This window comes from Burkholderia sp. MSMB1588 (genome assembly GCF_001546925.1).
GTDB classification, from domain to species: Bacteria; Pseudomonadota; Gammaproteobacteria; order Burkholderiales; family Burkholderiaceae; genus Burkholderia; species Burkholderia humptydooensis.
In genome coordinates, this window is sequence record NZ_LNJS01000001.1 from 734,587 (window position 1) to 749,592 (window position 15,006).

General features: G+C 69.0%; 13 protein-coding genes. 5 read left to right on the plus strand and 8 right to left on the minus strand.

The genetic code is table 11. The annotated features are described in order from the left end of the window. Positions 1-75 precede the first annotated feature (75 nt). A complete protein-coding gene (locus tag WS92_RS15060) occupies positions 76-1,413 on the minus strand; it encodes a citrate/2-methylcitrate synthase (RefSeq protein ID WP_059932230.1) in 1,338 nt (445 codons plus the stop codon). A gap of 164 nt (positions 1,414-1,577) precedes the next feature. Between WS92_RS15060 and WS92_RS15065 the strand changes: the two genes are divergently transcribed. Beyond that, entirely contained in the window at positions 1,578-3,011 is a 1,434-nt protein-coding gene (locus tag WS92_RS15065) for a CoA transferase (RefSeq protein ID WP_059932059.1), read from the plus strand. Between the two features lie 14 nt (positions 3,012-3,025). Here WS92_RS15065 and WS92_RS15070 read toward each other — a convergent pair whose 3' ends face one another. Continuing rightward, positions 3,026-3,772: a GntR family transcriptional regulator gene (locus tag WS92_RS15070; RefSeq protein ID WP_015600055.1), complete on the minus strand. Its 747-nt coding sequence runs from the start codon at positions 3,770-3,772 to the stop codon at positions 3,026-3,028. Between the two features lie 167 nt (positions 3,773-3,939). On the opposite strand from WS92_RS15070, the gene WS92_RS15075 reads away from it, so the two are divergent. Both WS92_RS15075 and WS92_RS15080 read left to right on the plus strand, forming a co-directional pair. Then, the gene (locus WS92_RS15075) at positions 3,940-4,785 is read left to right on the plus strand and encodes an aldo/keto reductase (protein WP_059932061.1); all 846 of its coding nucleotides are present in this window, start codon (positions 3,940-3,942) and stop codon (positions 4,783-4,785) included. Between the two features lie 168 nt (positions 4,786-4,953). Further along, positions 4,954-5,181: a hypothetical protein gene (locus WS92_RS15080; protein WP_156521402.1), complete on the plus strand. Its 228-nt coding sequence runs from the start codon at positions 4,954-4,956 to the stop codon at positions 5,179-5,181. Between the two features lie 27 nt (positions 5,182-5,208). Here WS92_RS15080 and WS92_RS15085 read toward each other — a convergent pair whose 3' ends face one another. The 6 genes from WS92_RS15085 to WS92_RS15110 all read right to left on the minus strand — a co-directional run bounded on the left by WS92_RS15085 (position 5,209) and on the right by WS92_RS15110 (position 11,657). Beyond that, on the minus strand, positions 5,209-6,696 hold the full coding sequence (locus tag WS92_RS15085) for a hypothetical protein (RefSeq protein ID WP_061083894.1): 1,488 nt from the start codon (positions 6,694-6,696) through the stop codon (positions 5,209-5,211). 84 nt (positions 6,697-6,780) lie between these two features. After that, positions 6,781-7,248: a hypothetical protein gene (locus WS92_RS35830; protein ID WP_156443001.1), complete on the minus strand. Its 468-nt coding sequence runs from the start codon at positions 7,246-7,248 to the stop codon at positions 6,781-6,783. 260 nt (positions 7,249-7,508) lie between these two features. Beyond that, positions 7,509-9,623, minus strand: coding sequence for an elongation factor G (gene fusA / locus WS92_RS15100; protein ID WP_059932065.1), 2,115 nt, complete (start codon positions 9,621-9,623; stop codon positions 7,509-7,511). Positions 9,624-9,897: 274 nt separating this feature from the next. Continuing rightward, entirely contained in the window at positions 9,898-10,407 is a 510-nt protein-coding gene (locus WS92_RS15105; protein WP_043282056.1) for a DUF192 domain-containing protein, read from the minus strand. A 192-nt stretch (positions 10,408-10,599) separates the two neighbouring features. Then, positions 10,600-10,818: a hypothetical protein gene (locus tag WS92_RS32255; protein ID WP_071810810.1), complete on the minus strand. Its 219-nt coding sequence runs from the start codon at positions 10,816-10,818 to the stop codon at positions 10,600-10,602. 260 nt (positions 10,819-11,078) lie between these two features. Then, positions 11,079-11,657 carry a pseudouridine synthase gene (locus WS92_RS15110; protein ID WP_059932067.1) on the minus strand — a complete coding sequence of 193 codons (579 nt, stop codon included), beginning with the start codon at positions 11,655-11,657 and terminating at the stop codon, positions 11,079-11,081. Between the two features lie 264 nt (positions 11,658-11,921). On the opposite strand from WS92_RS15110, the gene icd reads away from it, so the two are divergent. Together icd and WS92_RS15120 are read left to right on the plus strand one after the other, a co-directional pair. Further along, complete coding sequence (gene icd, locus WS92_RS15115) at positions 11,922-13,181, plus strand: NADP-dependent isocitrate dehydrogenase (RefSeq protein ID WP_006024806.1); 1,260 nt, start codon at positions 11,922-11,924, stop codon at positions 13,179-13,181. 170 nt (positions 13,182-13,351) lie between these two features. Further along, positions 13,352-14,950, plus strand: a complete 1,599-nt coding sequence (locus tag WS92_RS15120; RefSeq protein WP_059932232.1) for a multicopper oxidase family protein — start codon at positions 13,352-13,354, stop codon at positions 14,948-14,950. Positions 14,951-15,006: the final 56 nt, after the last annotated feature.

Genomic DNA, 15,006 nt, shown 5'->3' on the forward strand with positions numbered 1-15,006 from the left:
CACGAGCGGAGCAGGCCATGCGCGAAATCCGCACCTGCGTACCCGGCTATCCGGACCGGCGGCCGTCTGGCGCGCTCAGGCCGCCTGGTCGACGCCGACGTAACGCGCGCGCGGCCGGATCAGCTTGCCGTCGGCGCGCTGCTCGAGCGCATGCGCGATCCAGCCGGCGACGCGCCCGGCGGCGAACAGCGCGAACGCGGCGCCCGGCGGCAGCGCGAGCGTGCGCTCGAGCGCGACGAGCGCGAAATCGATCGTCGGCTTGTCGCCGAGCGCGGCTTGCGCCGCGTCGACGAGCGACAGCGCGCCGTCGAGCGCGGCGTTCGGGTTCGCGCGGGCGGCGAGTGCGTCGACGAGCAGCGTCGCGCGCGGGTCGCCGTCCGGATACAGCGGGTGGCCGAAGCCCGGCAGCCGCGTGCGCGCGTCCGGCTCGCGTTCGTACGCGGCGATCCGCGCGGCGACGTAGCGGTCGAGATCGCGCGCGTGCGCGGCGCCGTCGAGGAGCGCCGCGACGCGCCGCGTCTCGCCGCCGTGGCGCGGTCCGGACAGCGCGGCGAGGCCGCCCGCGATCGCGCCGAACAGCGGCGCGCCCGTCGACGCGATGCAGCGCACGGCGAACGTCGACGGATTGAGCTCGTGATCGGCACAGAGCACGAGCGCGATCCGCAGCAGCTCGGCGTCGCGCGGGTCCGTCAGTTGCCATGCGGCGGCGAACTGCCGATGCACGGGCTCGGCGCACGGCGCGCGCGCCGCGAGCGCGGCCGTCGCGACGCGCAGCAGCACGGCGGCTTCGTCGAGCTGGGCGTCGCGGCGTCGGACGTCGGCGTCGGCGGTGGCGTTGGCGGCGGGAGCAGCGGCGGGAGCCGGCATGTCGGGCGATGCGTCACGCGGCGGCGCATCGTCGGCCGACGGCGAAACGCGGGCGGCATCGGACAGCGTCGCGGGCGCGGCGACGGGCAGCAGCGCGAGCGCGCGCTCGAGCGGCGACCGATCGCGCCACGGATCGAGCGCGCCGAGCCAGCGCGCCGTATCGAACGACGGGCCGACGCCGGGCGCCGCTTGCAAGCGCGCGGGCGGGCACTCCCACAGCAGCGCGGCGGTCTCTTCGAGCGTCGCCGCCGTCGCGAGCGCGATCGCATCGCGGCCGCGATACCGCAGCGTGCCGTTTGCGATCTGCGTGATGCGCGATTCGAGGACGGGCACGCCCCAATCGAGCGTGCGCTCCGCGACGTTCCCCGCGCGCTTCGCGTCCGCGCGGCGGCGCGCGAGCAGGCGAACCTCGTCGGCGTCGTAATAGCGGCGCCTGCTCGCGCCGTCGGCGCGCGAGCGCAGCAGGCCGCGGCTCACATACGCGTAGAGGGTCGGCACGCTGACGCCGAGCAGTTGCGCGGCTTCGTTCGCGCTCAAGCGGGACATGGCGGCGGTTCCTCGGTCGAAGGGCGGACGGACGATCGGGGCGATGCGCGCGCGACGCTCGCGCGGCGGCCGTTCGTCGAGCACGGAGGCTCGCAATCGGGATTGAATGCGTCCGCGCGCCATTCTAGACTCGTTTCAATGTTCACCACGGCGAGGCCGATGCGATGACTCCCCGGCACGCATTGACGCATCTGTGGCGTCTCGCGGGCGGCGACCCGGCCGCGCTCGAACGCGTCGATCTCGACGGCGGCGATCCGTGCTTGCCGTCGGTTCATCGAATCGGCACGCTTGCTGCGGCGTCGATCGCGGCGGCGGGGCTCGCCGCCGCCGAATGCGATCGTGTGCGGACGGCTCGCGCGCAGCGGGTTCGCGTATCGGTGCGGCACGCGCTCGCGGCGTTTCGCAGCGAGCGGTATCTGCGCGTCGACGGTCGCGCGCCGCCCGAGCCGAGGCATCCCGTCACCGGCTTCTACGAGACGCGCGACGCGCGGTGGATTCAGTTGCATGCGAATTTCCCGCATCACCTGCGAGGCGCGCTCGACGTGCTCGGTTGCGGCGAAGAGCGCGCGCGGGTGGTGGCGGCGGTGCGCGGCTGGGACGGCGACGCGCTGGAAGCGGCGCTCGCCGATGCGGGCCTGTGCGCGGCACTGATTCGGTCTCCGGAAGAATGGCAGGCGCACGAGCACGCGCGCGCGCTCGCGCGCCGGCCGCTCGTCGAGATCGAGCGAACCGGCGATGCGCCGCCGCGGCCGATCGGGGCGGACGAGGGGGCGGACGAGGGGGCAGACGAGGGCCCGCATGCGGCCGGGCAGCCGCTTTCTGGCGTGCGCGTGCTCGATCTGACGCGGATCATCGCGGGGCCGGTCGCGGCGCGCACGCTCGCCGCGCATGGTGCGCAGACGCTCGTCGTCACGAGCCCGCATCTGCCGAACATTCCCGCATTCGCGATCGACAACGGCCGCGGCAAGCGTGCGGCGTTCGTCGATCTGCGCGACGCGCAGGGTAGCGCGACGCTCGATGCGCTTGCCTCGCAAGCCGACGTGTTCGTGCAGTCGTACCGGCCCGGCGCGCTGGACGCACGCGGCTTCGGCGCGCATGATCTCGCGCGGCGGCATCCGGGCATCGTCTGCGTATCGGTGTGCGCATACGGCTATGACGGGCCGTGGGCGTCGCGTCGCGGCTTCGACAGCCTCGTGCAGTCGGCGAGCGGTATCGCGTGGGTCGAGCGGCGGGCAGCGGGCGGGCGCGCGCCGCGGCATCTGCCGTGTCAGGCGCTCGATCACGCGACCGGCTATCTCGCCGCGTTCGGCGCGATGACGGCGCTCGCGCGTCGCGCGCACGAAGGCGGAAGCTGGCACGTGCGCGTGTCGCTCGCGCAGACTGGGCGCTGGCTGCAATCGTTCGGCATTGTCGAAGGCGGCGAGCGCGTGCCCGACACGACGCTCGACGACGTGCGGGACTGCCTCGACGACGCGCTCGCGTCGCCGTTCGGCGCGGTGCGCGGCGTGCGGCATGCGGAGACGCTGTCGGCGACGCCGCCGCGCTTTTCGTGCGGCCCCGCGCCATTCGGCCGCGATGCGCCGCGCTGGCTGCCGTGACGCGCGCTTGCCGCCTACTTGCGCAGCTCGACGACGAAATCGTAGTAATCGTTTCGACAGTATGTGTCGGTCAGCTCGATCGCGCGCTGATCGTGCGTGAAGCCGATCCGCGTGATCAGAAGGAGCGCGTCGTGCGGCGCGATGCCCATCTGCCGCGCGATCTCGTCGGTCGCGTTGACCGCGCGGAAGTGCTGCAGCGCGCGCACGATCGGCGTGCCGCGCTGCTCGAGATAGCTGTACAGCGAATCGCCGATCGCCTGCGGATCGGGAACGATCGTTGCGGGAAACGTCGAGTTCTCGACGGCCATCACGATGCCGTCCGCGAGCCGCAGGCGCTTCAGGCGCGTGACCGACGCGGCGGGCGACAGCCCGAGCTGGATCACCTCGTCACGATTCGCGGGCTGGACGTCGCGCGACAGCCACGTCGAACTCGGCGTGAAGCCGCGGCGCTTGAGCATCTCGCTGAAGCTCGACAGTCGCGACAGCGGATCCTCGTAGCGCGGCTGAATGAAGTTGCCCGCGCCTTGCGTGCGCCGGATGAGCCCTTGCTCGACGAGGAGCGCGATCGCCTTGCGCGCGGTGATTCGCGACACGCCGAGCGATTCCGCGAGCAGCCGTTCCGAAGGCAGCGCTTCGCCCGCGGCCCAGCGGTTGTCGTGGATCGCGTCGCCCAGCTTGCGGGCGAGTTGCAGATAGAGCGGCGTGTCGTTGTCGGGGTCGGGGCGCAGGTCGGACCAGCGGTCTTCCGTCGATGGCTTCATGGAGTGGACGTAGAAAACAGTGCGGCCATTCTAAGACATCACGCGCCGCGGTTATAGCCGGGTTTTGCGCGCCATGCTGTCCGGCGCGCGTCGAATCGTTACACTGACGAAACACCCGCGGGCCGCACGCAGCGCGTGCCGCGCCCGCACACGTGACGAGGAGCGATATGACCAGCAGGCTCGAAACCGTCGCGCTGCCCGGCGGCGAACGCATACCGAAGCTCGGGCAGGGCACCTGGGAAATGGGCGAGCGGCCCGCGAAGCGCGCGGCCGAGATCGCCGCGCTGCGCGAGGGCGTCGACCTCGGCATGACGCTCATCGATACCGCGGAGATGTACGGCGACGGCGCGACCGAGACGCTCGTCGGCGAAGCGCTCGCCGGCGTGCGCGACCGGCTGTTCGTCGTGAGCAAGGTGCTGCCGCCGCATGCGAGCCGCGCTGGCGTCGCCGCCGCGTGCGAGGCGACGCTGAAGCGCTTGCGCACCGATCGCGTCGATCTGTATCTGCTGCACTGGCGCGGCCCGGTTCCGCTCGCGGAGACGGTCGCGGGCTTCGAGGCGCTGCGCGACGCGGGCAAGATTCGCCACTGGGGCGTCAGCAATTTCGACGTCGACGACATGGAGGAACTCGTCGCCGAAGCGGGCGGCGACGCCTGCGCGACGAACCAGATTCTCTACAATCTCGCGCGTCGCGGCCCGGAGTTCGATTTGCTGCCGTGGCTCGCGCAACGCGCGATGCCGGCGATGGCGTACAGCCCGATCGATCACATGCGGTTGCCGAAGCGCACGGCGCTCGATGAGATCGCACGCGAGCGCGGCGTGTCGCCGCCGCGCGTCGCGCTCGCATGGGTGCTCGGGCAGCCGAACGTGCTGGCGATTCCGAAGGCGGGCAGCGTCGAGCACGTGCGCGACAATCGCGCGGCGCTCGATCTCGTGCTCGACGAAGGCGAGCTCGCGCGGCTCGACGCGCAGTTCAAGCCGCCGCGCGGCAAGCGGCCGCTCGACATGCTGTAGCGCCGCGCGCGCTGCGGCAAGGCAAGGCGGCCGGTTCGGGCGAGCGGCTTGCTTGTGCGACCTGCGGGCGGTGCGTCGCGCGAATCGCAATTCGATCCGCTGCCATCGCTCGCCGCGCGCCGGATGCCGGCGATGCGCCATAGCTCTGTCGATCACACGCGCCTGCCGATGCGTTCGCCGCTCGATGAGGTTCCGCGATTGCGCGATGCGGCGTTGATGCGCGGCGCTTGGACAGAGCGTGTCGAGCTTGGCGCGGTTGTGGTGTGTTACGCGGCACGGATCGATCACGTGCACGAAAACCGCGCAGCGTTCGATCTTGTGTCGAGCGATGCGAGCGCGCGCAGCTCGACGCGTGCTTCCGTGCGCCGCGCAGCAGACGCGCTCGACATGCTGTGATTCGGCGATGCCGCTCGGCGCGCTGGGTCACCGACCGTTTCCGTGTCCGCCGCCGTTGCCATGGCCTCCGTTACCGCCGCCATTGCTGCCGCCATTGCTGCCGCCGTTTCCGTTGCCGTGACCACCGCCATTGCCGCCACTGGTGCCGCCACCATTGCCGTTACCGTTACCGTGGCCGCCGTTGCTGCCGCCATTGCCATTGCCAACACCGTTGGCGCCACCGTTGCCTCCGCCACCACTGCCGTTTCCGTTTCCGTGTCCGCCGCCGTTGCCATGGCCTCCGTTACCGTCGCCATTGCTGCCGCCGCTTCCGTTGCCGTGACCACCGCCATTGCCGCCGCCATTACCGCCACTGGTGCCGCCACCATTTCCGCTACCGTTACCGTGGCCGCCGCTATTGCCACCGCCGTTGCCGCCACTGGTGCCGCCGCCGGAGTGTCCGCCACCGGAAGTACCGCCGCCGGAAGTGCCGCCGCCGGAAGTACCGCCGCCGGAAGTGCCGCCACCGGAAGTACCGCCACCGGAAGTACCGCCGCCGGAAGTACCGCCGCCGGAAGTGCCGCCACCGGAAGTACCGCCGCCGGAAGTACCGCCGCCGGAAGTACCGCCGCCGGAAGTACCGCCGCCGGAAGTGCCGCCACCGGAAGTACCGCCGCCGGAGGAAGTGCCGCCGCCGGAATGCCCGCCGCCGGAAGTACCGCCACCGGAAGTACCGCCACCGGAAGTACCGCCGCCGGAAGTACCGCCGCCGGAAGTACCGCCGCCGGAAGTACCGCCACCGGAAGTACCGCCGCCGGAAGTGCCGCCACCGGGAGTACCGCCGCCGGAAGTGCCGCCGCCGGAAGTGCCGCCGCCCGAAGCACCACCACCCGAAGCACCACCACCCGAAGCACCACCACCCGAAGCACCGCCGCCCGAAGCACCGCCGCCCGAAGTGCCACCGCCCGAAGCACCGCCCCCCGAACTGCCGTGGCCCGACGTCCCGCCGCCGGAGCTCGCGCTGCCCGATGCATTGCCGGCGGAGTTGCCGTTGCCGCGACCCGTGCCGGTCGCGCCGCCGGAGGTCGAACCCGTCGTCCCGCCGACGCCGATCCCCGCAGGCCCGACGGCGCCATTCCCGCCGTCTCCGCTGCCGCCGCTTCCATGGCCGCTGCCCGCGCTGCCGCCGCTTCCGATTCCGCTTTCTCCATTGCCCCCCACGCCGCCGGCGAGATGGAACTCGGATCCGCACGGGAGCGGATCGGCAGAGCACGGCGACGCAACTTCCGCGAGCGGCATCGTGACGTCTGCATCGGCGGCCCCGTCCGGCGTGCCGGCCGGCATCGCGTTCTGCGCGACTGGCAACGGCGCGGACGATGGCGCTTCGTCGCGCGACTGCACGGCGCTCGGCCCCGTAGGCGTGGTTTCTTGCGCGACAGCATACGAGCCGCAGCAGCACGCGAATGCGGCCGCAGCCAGCAAGGTCGCGCGATAGCATCGTCCCGCCGCGTGGAGCGGTTGTTTCATTTTGTGCATCATTGGCCTCCCAAAGCGCGCAGTTCCTATTGCCGTGCGGCTTTATGCGCGTGTTGCCCAGGGGCCAAACGATGCGTTGCCGTTTCAGTCGACGATCGTCTTCGAACTGGCGCGTGACCAGTCGGCAACGTCGATCGGTACGCGGGCCCGCCGTGCGAGCCCTTCTCTGCGATAACCGTGCCATTGGCCGCGCGCGCCCGTCGTGCAAGGCGTGAGTGCGTTGCTAGCGCAGCGCTGAAACATCGGTGAAGCGGTTTCGTTTCTGAAATGAAACGTCAGGAGGAAGGTCGGCACGTCGTCCATCGAGTCGATCAGCGTCAGCCGGCCGTGAACGGCGCGGGGAAACAGCCGGACCCTGACGCGCGGCTGCCCATGACTCGCCTGCTTGGCGAACATCGCAAGCGTGCCGATTTTGGTTTCAGTATTGAAACTCGGCCGGGCAGCCTGCCGACCGCAGACATGCGCCTGCTCGTCCTGACGAGCAGGAACGGCGGACGCAGCCGGCGTGCGACGAAGCCGTGAGGCGCGCATGCGCGCCGGCACGAGCGGCAACGTTGCGGACTCGGTGCGCCAAGCGTGCCGCCGATGTCGTGAAACGTGGCGAAACGCTCGCGCAGCGAGCACGCGGTCCGCGCGATGCCGAGCGTGACGGCGAAGCCGATCGTCATGACGCGGCGGCCGCGAACGCCTCGCCGTGGCTTCGCCGATGTCCGGGCGATGCGCACAGCAAAAAAGCCCGTCCGTTTCCGGACGGGCTCGCTTTCATCGATCGGGCGGCGCCGCGGGCCGCGCGGCATCGGATGCCGCGCCGTTCAGCCGCGCCCGACCTGCTTCGCGTTGATGACCGCTTCCGACACGTTCGACGGCGTTTCCGCGTAGTGCTTGAACTCCATCGTATAGGTCGCGCGGCCTTGCGTCGCCGAGCGCAGCGACGTCGAATAGCCGAACATCTCGGCAAGCGGCACTTCGGCGCGCACGAGCTTGCCGCCGCCGCCCGCGATGTCCTCCATCCCCTGCACGATGCCGCGCCGGCCCGACAGGTCGCCCATCACGTTGCCCATGAAGTCCTCGGGCGTCTCGACCTCGACCGCCATCATCGGCTCGAGCAGCACCGGCTTCGCGCGGCGCATCGCTTCCTTGAACGCCATCGAGCCGGCCATGCGGAACGCGTTTTCGTTCGAGTCGACGTCGTGATACGAGCCGAACGTCAGATGCACCTTCACGTCGACGACGGGGTAGCCCGCGAGCACGCCGCTCTTGAGCGTCTCCTCGATGCCCTTGTTGACCGCCGGGATGAACTCGCGCGGAATCACGCCGCCCTTGATCTCGTCGAGGAACTCGTAGCCCTTGCCGGGGTTCGGCTCGAGCTTGATCACCGCGTGGCCGTACTGGCCGCGGCCGCCCGACTGCTTGACGAACTTGCCCTCGACGTCGTCGGCCACCGTGCGCACCGTCTCGCGATACGCGACCTGCGGCTTGCCGACCGTCGCCTCGACGCCGAACTCGCGCTTCATCCGGTCGACGATGATTTCGAGGTGCAGCTCGCCCATCCCGGAGATGATCGTCTGGCCGGATTCCTCGTCGGTCTGCACGCGGAACGACGGGTCCTCCTGCGCGAGACGGTTCAGCGCGAGCCCCATCTTTTCCTGGTCGGCCTTCGTCTTCGGCTCGACCGCCTGCGAGATCACGGGCTCGGGGAATTCCATCTTCTCGAGGATGATCGGCTTCGCGGGATCGCACAGCGTGTCGCCCGTCGTCGCTTCCTTCAGACCGACCGCGGCCGCGATGTCGCCCGCGCGCACCTCCTTGATTTCCTTGCGCTCGTTCGCGTGCATCTGCAGGATCCGGCCGAGCCGCTCCTTCTTGTCCTTCGTCGCGTTGAGCAGCGTATCGCCCGATTCGACGACGCCCGAGTACACGCGGAAGAAGATCAACTGGCCGACGAACGGGTCGGTCATGATCTTGAACGCGAGCGCGGAGAACGGCTCGTCGTCGCTCGGATGACGTTCCGCCTGCTGGTCGTCGAGCGTGTGGCCGAGGATCGCGGGCACATCGGCGGGCGACGGCAGATAGTCGATCACCGCGTCGAGCATCGCCTGCACGCCCTTGTTCTTGAACGCGCTGCCGCAGAGCATCGGCACGATCTCGTTGGCGATCGTGCGCTTGCGCAGCGCGGCCTTGATCTCGTCCTCGGTGAGCGAGTTGTGATCGGTCAGGTACTTCTCGAGCAGTTCCTCGCTGGCTTCGGCGGCGGCCTCGACCATCTTCTCGCGCCACTCGTGCGCGATGTCGACGAGGTTCGCCGGGATGTCCTCGTACGTGAACTTCACGCCCTGGCTCTCGTCGTCCCAGACGATGGCCTTCATCTTCACGAGGTCGACGACGCCCTGGAAGTGCTCTTCCGCGCCGACCGGGATCTGGATCGGCACGGCAACCCCCTTCAGGCGCTCGCCGATCTGCCGCTGCACGCGGAAGAAATCGGCGCCGACGCGGTCCATCTTGTTGACGAACGCGATGCGCGGCACCTTGTACTTGTTCGCCTGGCGCCACACGGTTTCGGACTGCGGCTGCACGCCGCCCACCGAGTCGTAGACCATGCACGCGCCGTCGAGCACGCGCATCGAGCGTTCTACTTCAATCGTGAAGTCGACGTGGCCAGGGGTATCGATGATGTTGATCCGATGCTCCGGATAATTGCCGGCCATGCCTTTCCAGAATGCGGTCGTCGCCGCGGACGTGATCGTGATGCCGCGCTCCTGCTCCTGCTCCATCCAGTCCATCGTGGCCGCGCCGTCGTGAACCTCGCCGATCTTGTGGCTCACGCCGGTATAAAAGAGGATGCGCTCGGTCGTCGTGGTCTTGCCGGCGTCGATGTGAGCGCTGATCCCGATATTGCGATAGCGCTCGATGGGGGTTTTGCGGGGCACGTGAACCTCCTGATGGTTCTGGACGAAAACGGCCCGGCCGGTGCGGCCGGCGCCGTCGCTCTTTCGAGACTTAAAGGATAGCGCTTGCTCGAGGCTTTTGCAGATGCGGGCGATGGATCGGCAATCAAGTCCTGCACCGTGGCGGGCGTGTTCGGCTCGTTCCGTCGCGCCGGCCGCGCACGAAAACGGCGCGCAAAAAAAGCCGGCGCGCGGCCGGCTTGTCGGACGGAGGCGAGCGGGGCGGGCAGCGTGCATCGATCGCCCGCGCCGTGCGTCACTGCGGCTTCGGCAGCCCGTCGATCCTCATTCCGGGCTTGACGCCCTTCGCGGCGAACCAGCCCTTGCTCATCTCGAGCGCATAGACGCCGTTGTTGCGCGGACAGTGATTGTCGGTCGTCTCGGCCTTCATCTCGTCGATGTCGGTGATCGTGCCGTCCGCGCGGATGAACGCGATCGACAGCGGGATCAGCGTGTTCTTCATCCAGAAGCAATGGACGGCGTTCTCGTTGAACACGAACAGCATCCCTTCGTTCGGCGCGAGCTGCGAACGGTACATGAGACCCTGCTCGCGATCGGCGTCGTTCGCCGCGACGGCCGCATCGATCACGTACATGCCGGCGCGCAGCTTCACGCGCGGGAATTCGCCCGGCTGCTTCGCGCCGGGCGGCAACTGCGCGGTTTGCGCGGACGCGGCATGCATGCCGCCCGCGGCGAGCGCGAGCGCGACCGGAAGGACGGCGGCTCGCACGAGTCGGGCGAGCGAAGGGCGCGGGGAAAATCGCACGGCTAGGGCTCCTATCGGGAATTCGAGACCCGCATGGTACGCGAAGCGCGGCGTCGCGCGCACATCGGGCGCGGCGCGAGGCGGGCAAACGGCGACGCAAAGAAAAAGGCAGATCGCCTCGCGGTGATCTGCCTTGTAACGCCGTAAGAACGGCAACAGCTTGTTCTTGACTGCGTTTTACAAATTGCTTACTTAGTTCGAAGCGGCAGCCGGGGCTTCAGCGGCGCTGGCTTCCTTCGCCTTCTTCGCATGCTTCTTGGCGTGGTGCTTCTTGGCGTGGGCCTTCTTAGCCGGTGCCGAAGCAGCTTCAGCCTTCTCAGCCGGAGCCGAAGCAGCGGCCGGAGCCGAAGCTTGCGCGAAAGCAGCCGTTGCGAAGAGACCAGCGACCAGAGCGGCGATCAGTTTGTTCATGTTGTGTTCCTCAGCTTTAGTTAATTAACCAAATGACCCGGCATAGGAGTCATGTCGTCTAACGTGCCATCCACCTTTCGGTTGACAGACGCATCGAGAAAAATCTCTTCGCGCTGCGGGCGGCCGGTTCGCGGGGTGTCGCTCGAGCGACGGGAGCGCGGTTCGGACGCCAATGCCGGATAGCTGGGAGTGGCATCTGCGTGGTTTAACGCGTCGGGTTCGCAGTCGGTTGACGTGTGATGAAACGCGCCACTGGATTGTCATCCGGGCCGCTTTGCGCGCTCCCACGGCGCGCGCGGCGGCAACTCGCGGGTCTCGCCGGGCGACAGGCCGAGCGCGAACACGTCGAGCGCGCCGATGCCGACGCGGATGAGACGCAGCGTCGGGAAACCGACGGCCGCGGTCATTCGCCGCACCTGGCGGTTCTTGCCCTCGGCGATCTCGAGCTCGATCCAGGTCGTCGGAATCGCCGCGCGGTAGCGGACCGGCGGGGTGCGCGGCCAGAGCGTCTCGGGCGGCGTGACGAAGCGCGCGCGGCACGGGCGGCTCACGTAGTCGCCGAGATCGACGCCGCGCTCGAGCGCCGCGAGCGCGGCCGCGTCCGGCGCGCCCTCGACCTGCGCCCAGTAGCGTTTGACGAGCTTGTGGCGCGGCTCGGCGATCTTCGCCTGCAGCGCGCCGTCGTCGGTGAGCAGAAGCAGCCCCTCGCTGTCGGCGTCGAGGCGGCCCGCCGGGTAGACATCGGGCGTCTTCACCCAGTCGCCGAGCGACGCGCGGGTTTCGTGCGGGGAGAACTGGCAGATCGTGCCGAACGGCTTGTTGAGGGCGATGAGGCGCATGAGGCAAGGCTCGCGAGGGGACGGGCGGCGCGACGCGGGCCGCGTTCTATGGCAAATGGCGGAATCTTAATGCATAATACGGAACGGCAAGTCTTTTGTCTTATATAAGACTTGCGCGAGTCCCGCGCACCGGATTCGCGCCGCCTTGCGCCGCGAGAGCGCTAGAATAGCGGCTCGCCGTCGCGGACGCAGGGCCGGCGCCGCGCGCGCCCGGCCGCGCACAACCAGATACCCACCAGCCCAGCCATATCACTGGAGTCGATCATGCCGTATCAGCACATCAAGGTCCCGGAAGGCGGTGACAAGATCACCGTCAACAAGGATTTCTCGCTCAACGTTTCCGATCAGCCGATCATCCCTTACATCGAGGGCGACGGCACGGGCTTCGACATCACGCCGGTGATGATCAAGGTCGTCGACGCGGCGGTCGAGAAGGCATACGGCGGCAAGAAGAAGATCCACTGGATGGAGATCTACGCCGGCGAGAAGGCGACGAAGATCTACGGCCCGGACGTGTGGCTGCCGGAAGAGACGCTGCAGGTGCTGAAGGAATACGTCGTGTCGATCAAGGGGCCGCTCACGACCCCGGTCGGCGGCGGCATCCGCTCGCTGAACGTCGCGCTGCGCCAGGATCTCGACCTGTACGTCTGCCTGCGCCCGGTCCAGTACTTCAAGGGCGTGCCGTCGCCGGTGCGCGCGCCGGAAAAGACCGACATGGTGATCTTCCGCGAGAACTCGGAAGACATCTACGCCGGCATCGAATGGGCTGCCGAATCCGAGCAGGCGAAGAAGCTCATCAAGTTCCTGCAGGACGAGATGGGCGTGAAGAAGATCCGCTTCCCGGAAACGTCGGGCATCGGCATCAAGCCCGTGTCGACGGAAGGCACCGAGCGTCTCGTGCGCAAGGCGATCCAGTACGCGATCGACAACAACCGCAAGTCGGTCACGCTCGTGCACAAGGGCAACATCATGAAGTTCACGGAAGGCCTGTTCCGTGACGCCGGCTACGCGCTCGCGCAGAAGGAATTCGGCGCCGAGCTGATCGACGGCGGCCCGTGGATGCGCGTCAAGAACCCGAAGACGGGCGGCGAGATCGTGATCAAGGATTCGATCGCCGACGCGTTCCTGCAGCAGATCCTGCTGCGTCCGGCCGAGTACGACGTGATCGCGACGCTGAACCTGAACGGCGACTACATCTCGGATGCGCTCGCCGCGCAAGTCGGCGGCATCGGCATCGCGCCGGGCGCGAACCTGTCGGATTCGGTCGCGATGTTCGAAGCCACGCACGGCACGGCACCGAAGTACGCGGGCAAGGATTACGTGAACCCGGGTTCGGAAATCCTGTCGGCCGAAATGATGCTGCGCCACCTCGGCTGGACCGAAGCGGCCGACGTCATCATTGCCGCGATGGAAAAGTCGATCCAGCAGAAGCGCGTCACGTACGACTTCGCGCGCCTGATGGAAGGCGCGACGCAAGTGTCGTGCTCGGGTTTCGGTCAGGTGCTGATCGAAAACATGCAGTAAGCGCGTCGGCGTAGCCGATGTCGAGCGACACCCCGGCGGGCCGCGTGCCCGCCGGGGTGTTTCGTTTTGGTGCGGCGCGTGCGCGTTGTCAGCAAAGCGGCGCGCAGTGTGCGCGCCGACTGGTGTATCGTCGGAATCTCCGTTTCGGCGACACAGGGATGAATCGATCGATGTTGCGCAGACACTTTCTCTCAAGCGCGCTCGCGGCCGCCGCGGCGTCGCTCTTTGCGCGCGGCGCGTTCGCCGCGGGCCACGCGATGGATGGCATGAAAGGCATGGAGGGGATGGACGACATGCCGGACATGTCGCCCGCGCCGGCTCGCGCGCGGCACGGCAAGCCGGCGGCGCCGGCCGCGCTCGCGGCCGCCGACGCGCTGCCCGCGGGCGCGCCGCTCTCCGCGCTGCGCGTGCTCGCGAACGAGAGCCGCGAGCCGGGCGCGTTCCGCGCGACGCTCGTCGCGCAGCCCGTTGCGCGCGCGCTCTTGCCGGGCGTCGCAGCGACGACGTTCTGGCAGTTCGGCGCGGGCGCGCACGGGCCCGCGGTCGGCCCGCTCATCGACGTGCGCGAAGGCGATACGGTCGAGATCCGCTTCGTCAACCGGCTGCCGCAGCCGTCGACGATCCACTGGCACGGTTTGCCCGTGCCGCCCGACCAGGACGGCAATCCGTCCGATCTCGTCGCGCCGGGCGCGACGCGCGTCTATCGCTTCACGCTGCCGAAGGGGAGCGCGGGCACGTACTGGTATCACCCGCATCCGCACATGGCGACAGCCGAGCAGGTATTTCGCGGGCTCGCGGGGCCGTTCGTCGTGCGCGCGGCCGACGACCCGCTCGCCGGCTGGCCCGAGCGGCATCTGTTCGTGTCCGACCTGAAGCTGGCGCGCGACGGCGCGATTGCGCCGAACGACATGATGGACTGGATGAACGGTCGCCAAGGTCAGTTCGTGCTCGTCAACGGTGCGCGGCGGCCGCGCATTTCGCTCACTGGCGACGAGCGCTGGCGCGTATGGAATGCATGCAGCGCGCGCTATCTGCGCATTGCGTTCGACGACGGGCGCGCGTTCGCGCACGTCGGCACCGACGGCGGCCTGTTCGACGCGCCGCGCGACGTGACGTCGCTGTTGCTCGCGCCGGGCGAGCGCGCCGAGCTCGTCGTGCGCGCGGGCGACCGTGCGTCGCGCGCGGCGCTGATGGCGCTCGAGTACGAGCGCGGCAAGATGGCGATGTCGGATGCCGCGCACGGCAGCCTGCCGCCCGATCCCGCGCTGCCGCTTGCCGACGTCGCATTCGAGCCCGCCGCGTCGCGCGCGTTGCCCGATCGGCTGCGCGCGGTGCCCGCGCTCGGCGAGCCGGTTGCGCGCAAGGAAGTCGTGTTCGGCGAGCAGATGGACATGGCCGCGATGATGCGCGCGGACGCGCGGGGCCGACCGGCCGGCATGCGCTTCATGGTGAACGGCACGACGTTCGAGCCGCATCGCGCGACGTTGACGAGCCGGCGCGGTGACGTCGAATCGTGGACGATTCGCAACGAAACCGACATGGACCATCCGTTCCATCTGCACGGCACGCAATTCCAGGTCGTCGAGCGCGAGTTCGACGGAAAGACGATGCCCGAGCCTTATCGCGCGTGGCGCGACACGGTGAACGTTCGGAAGGGCGAGCGTGTGCGGATTGTCACGACACAGACGGAGCGCGGCGAGCGGATGTTCCACTGCCACATCCTCGAGCACGAGGATCTCGGGATGATGGGAACGCTGAAAGTCGTTTGAAATGGGCGGCGGCCAAGGGAGGGCGAGCGCATGCGCGTGCTCGCTGCGACGCTCGG

Bases quoted from the DNA above. Each gene is read 5' to 3' on its own strand.
- WS92_RS15060 (WP_059932230.1), bottom strand. From the start codon at position 1,413: ATGTCCCGCTTGAGCGCGAACGAAGCCGCGCAACTGCTCGGCGTCAGC.
- WS92_RS15110 (WP_059932067.1), bottom strand. From the start codon at position 11,657: ATGCGCCTCATCGCCCTCAACAAGCCGTTCGGCACGATCTGCCAGTTC.
- icd (WP_006024806.1), top strand. From the start codon at position 11,922: ATGCCGTATCAGCACATCAAGGTCCCGGAAGGCGGTGACAAGATCACC.
- WS92_RS15085 (WP_061083894.1), bottom strand. From the start codon at position 6,696: ATGCACAAAATGAAACAACCGCTCCACGCGGCGGGACGATGCTATCGC.
- WS92_RS15120 (WP_059932232.1), top strand. From the start codon at position 13,352: ATGTTGCGCAGACACTTTCTCTCAAGCGCGCTCGCGGCCGCCGCGGCG.
- WS92_RS15065 (WP_059932059.1), top strand. From the start codon at position 1,578: ATGACTCCCCGGCACGCATTGACGCATCTGTGGCGTCTCGCGGGCGGC.
- WS92_RS32255 (WP_071810810.1), bottom strand. From the start codon at position 10,818: ATGAACAAACTGATCGCCGCTCTGGTCGCTGGTCTCTTCGCAACGGCT.
- WS92_RS15070 (WP_015600055.1), bottom strand. From the start codon at position 3,772: ATGAAGCCATCGACGGAAGACCGCTGGTCCGACCTGCGCCCCGACCCC.
- WS92_RS15080 (WP_156521402.1), top strand. From the start codon at position 4,954: ATGCGTTCGCCGCTCGATGAGGTTCCGCGATTGCGCGATGCGGCGTTG.
- WS92_RS15075 (WP_059932061.1), top strand. From the start codon at position 3,940: ATGACCAGCAGGCTCGAAACCGTCGCGCTGCCCGGCGGCGAACGCATA.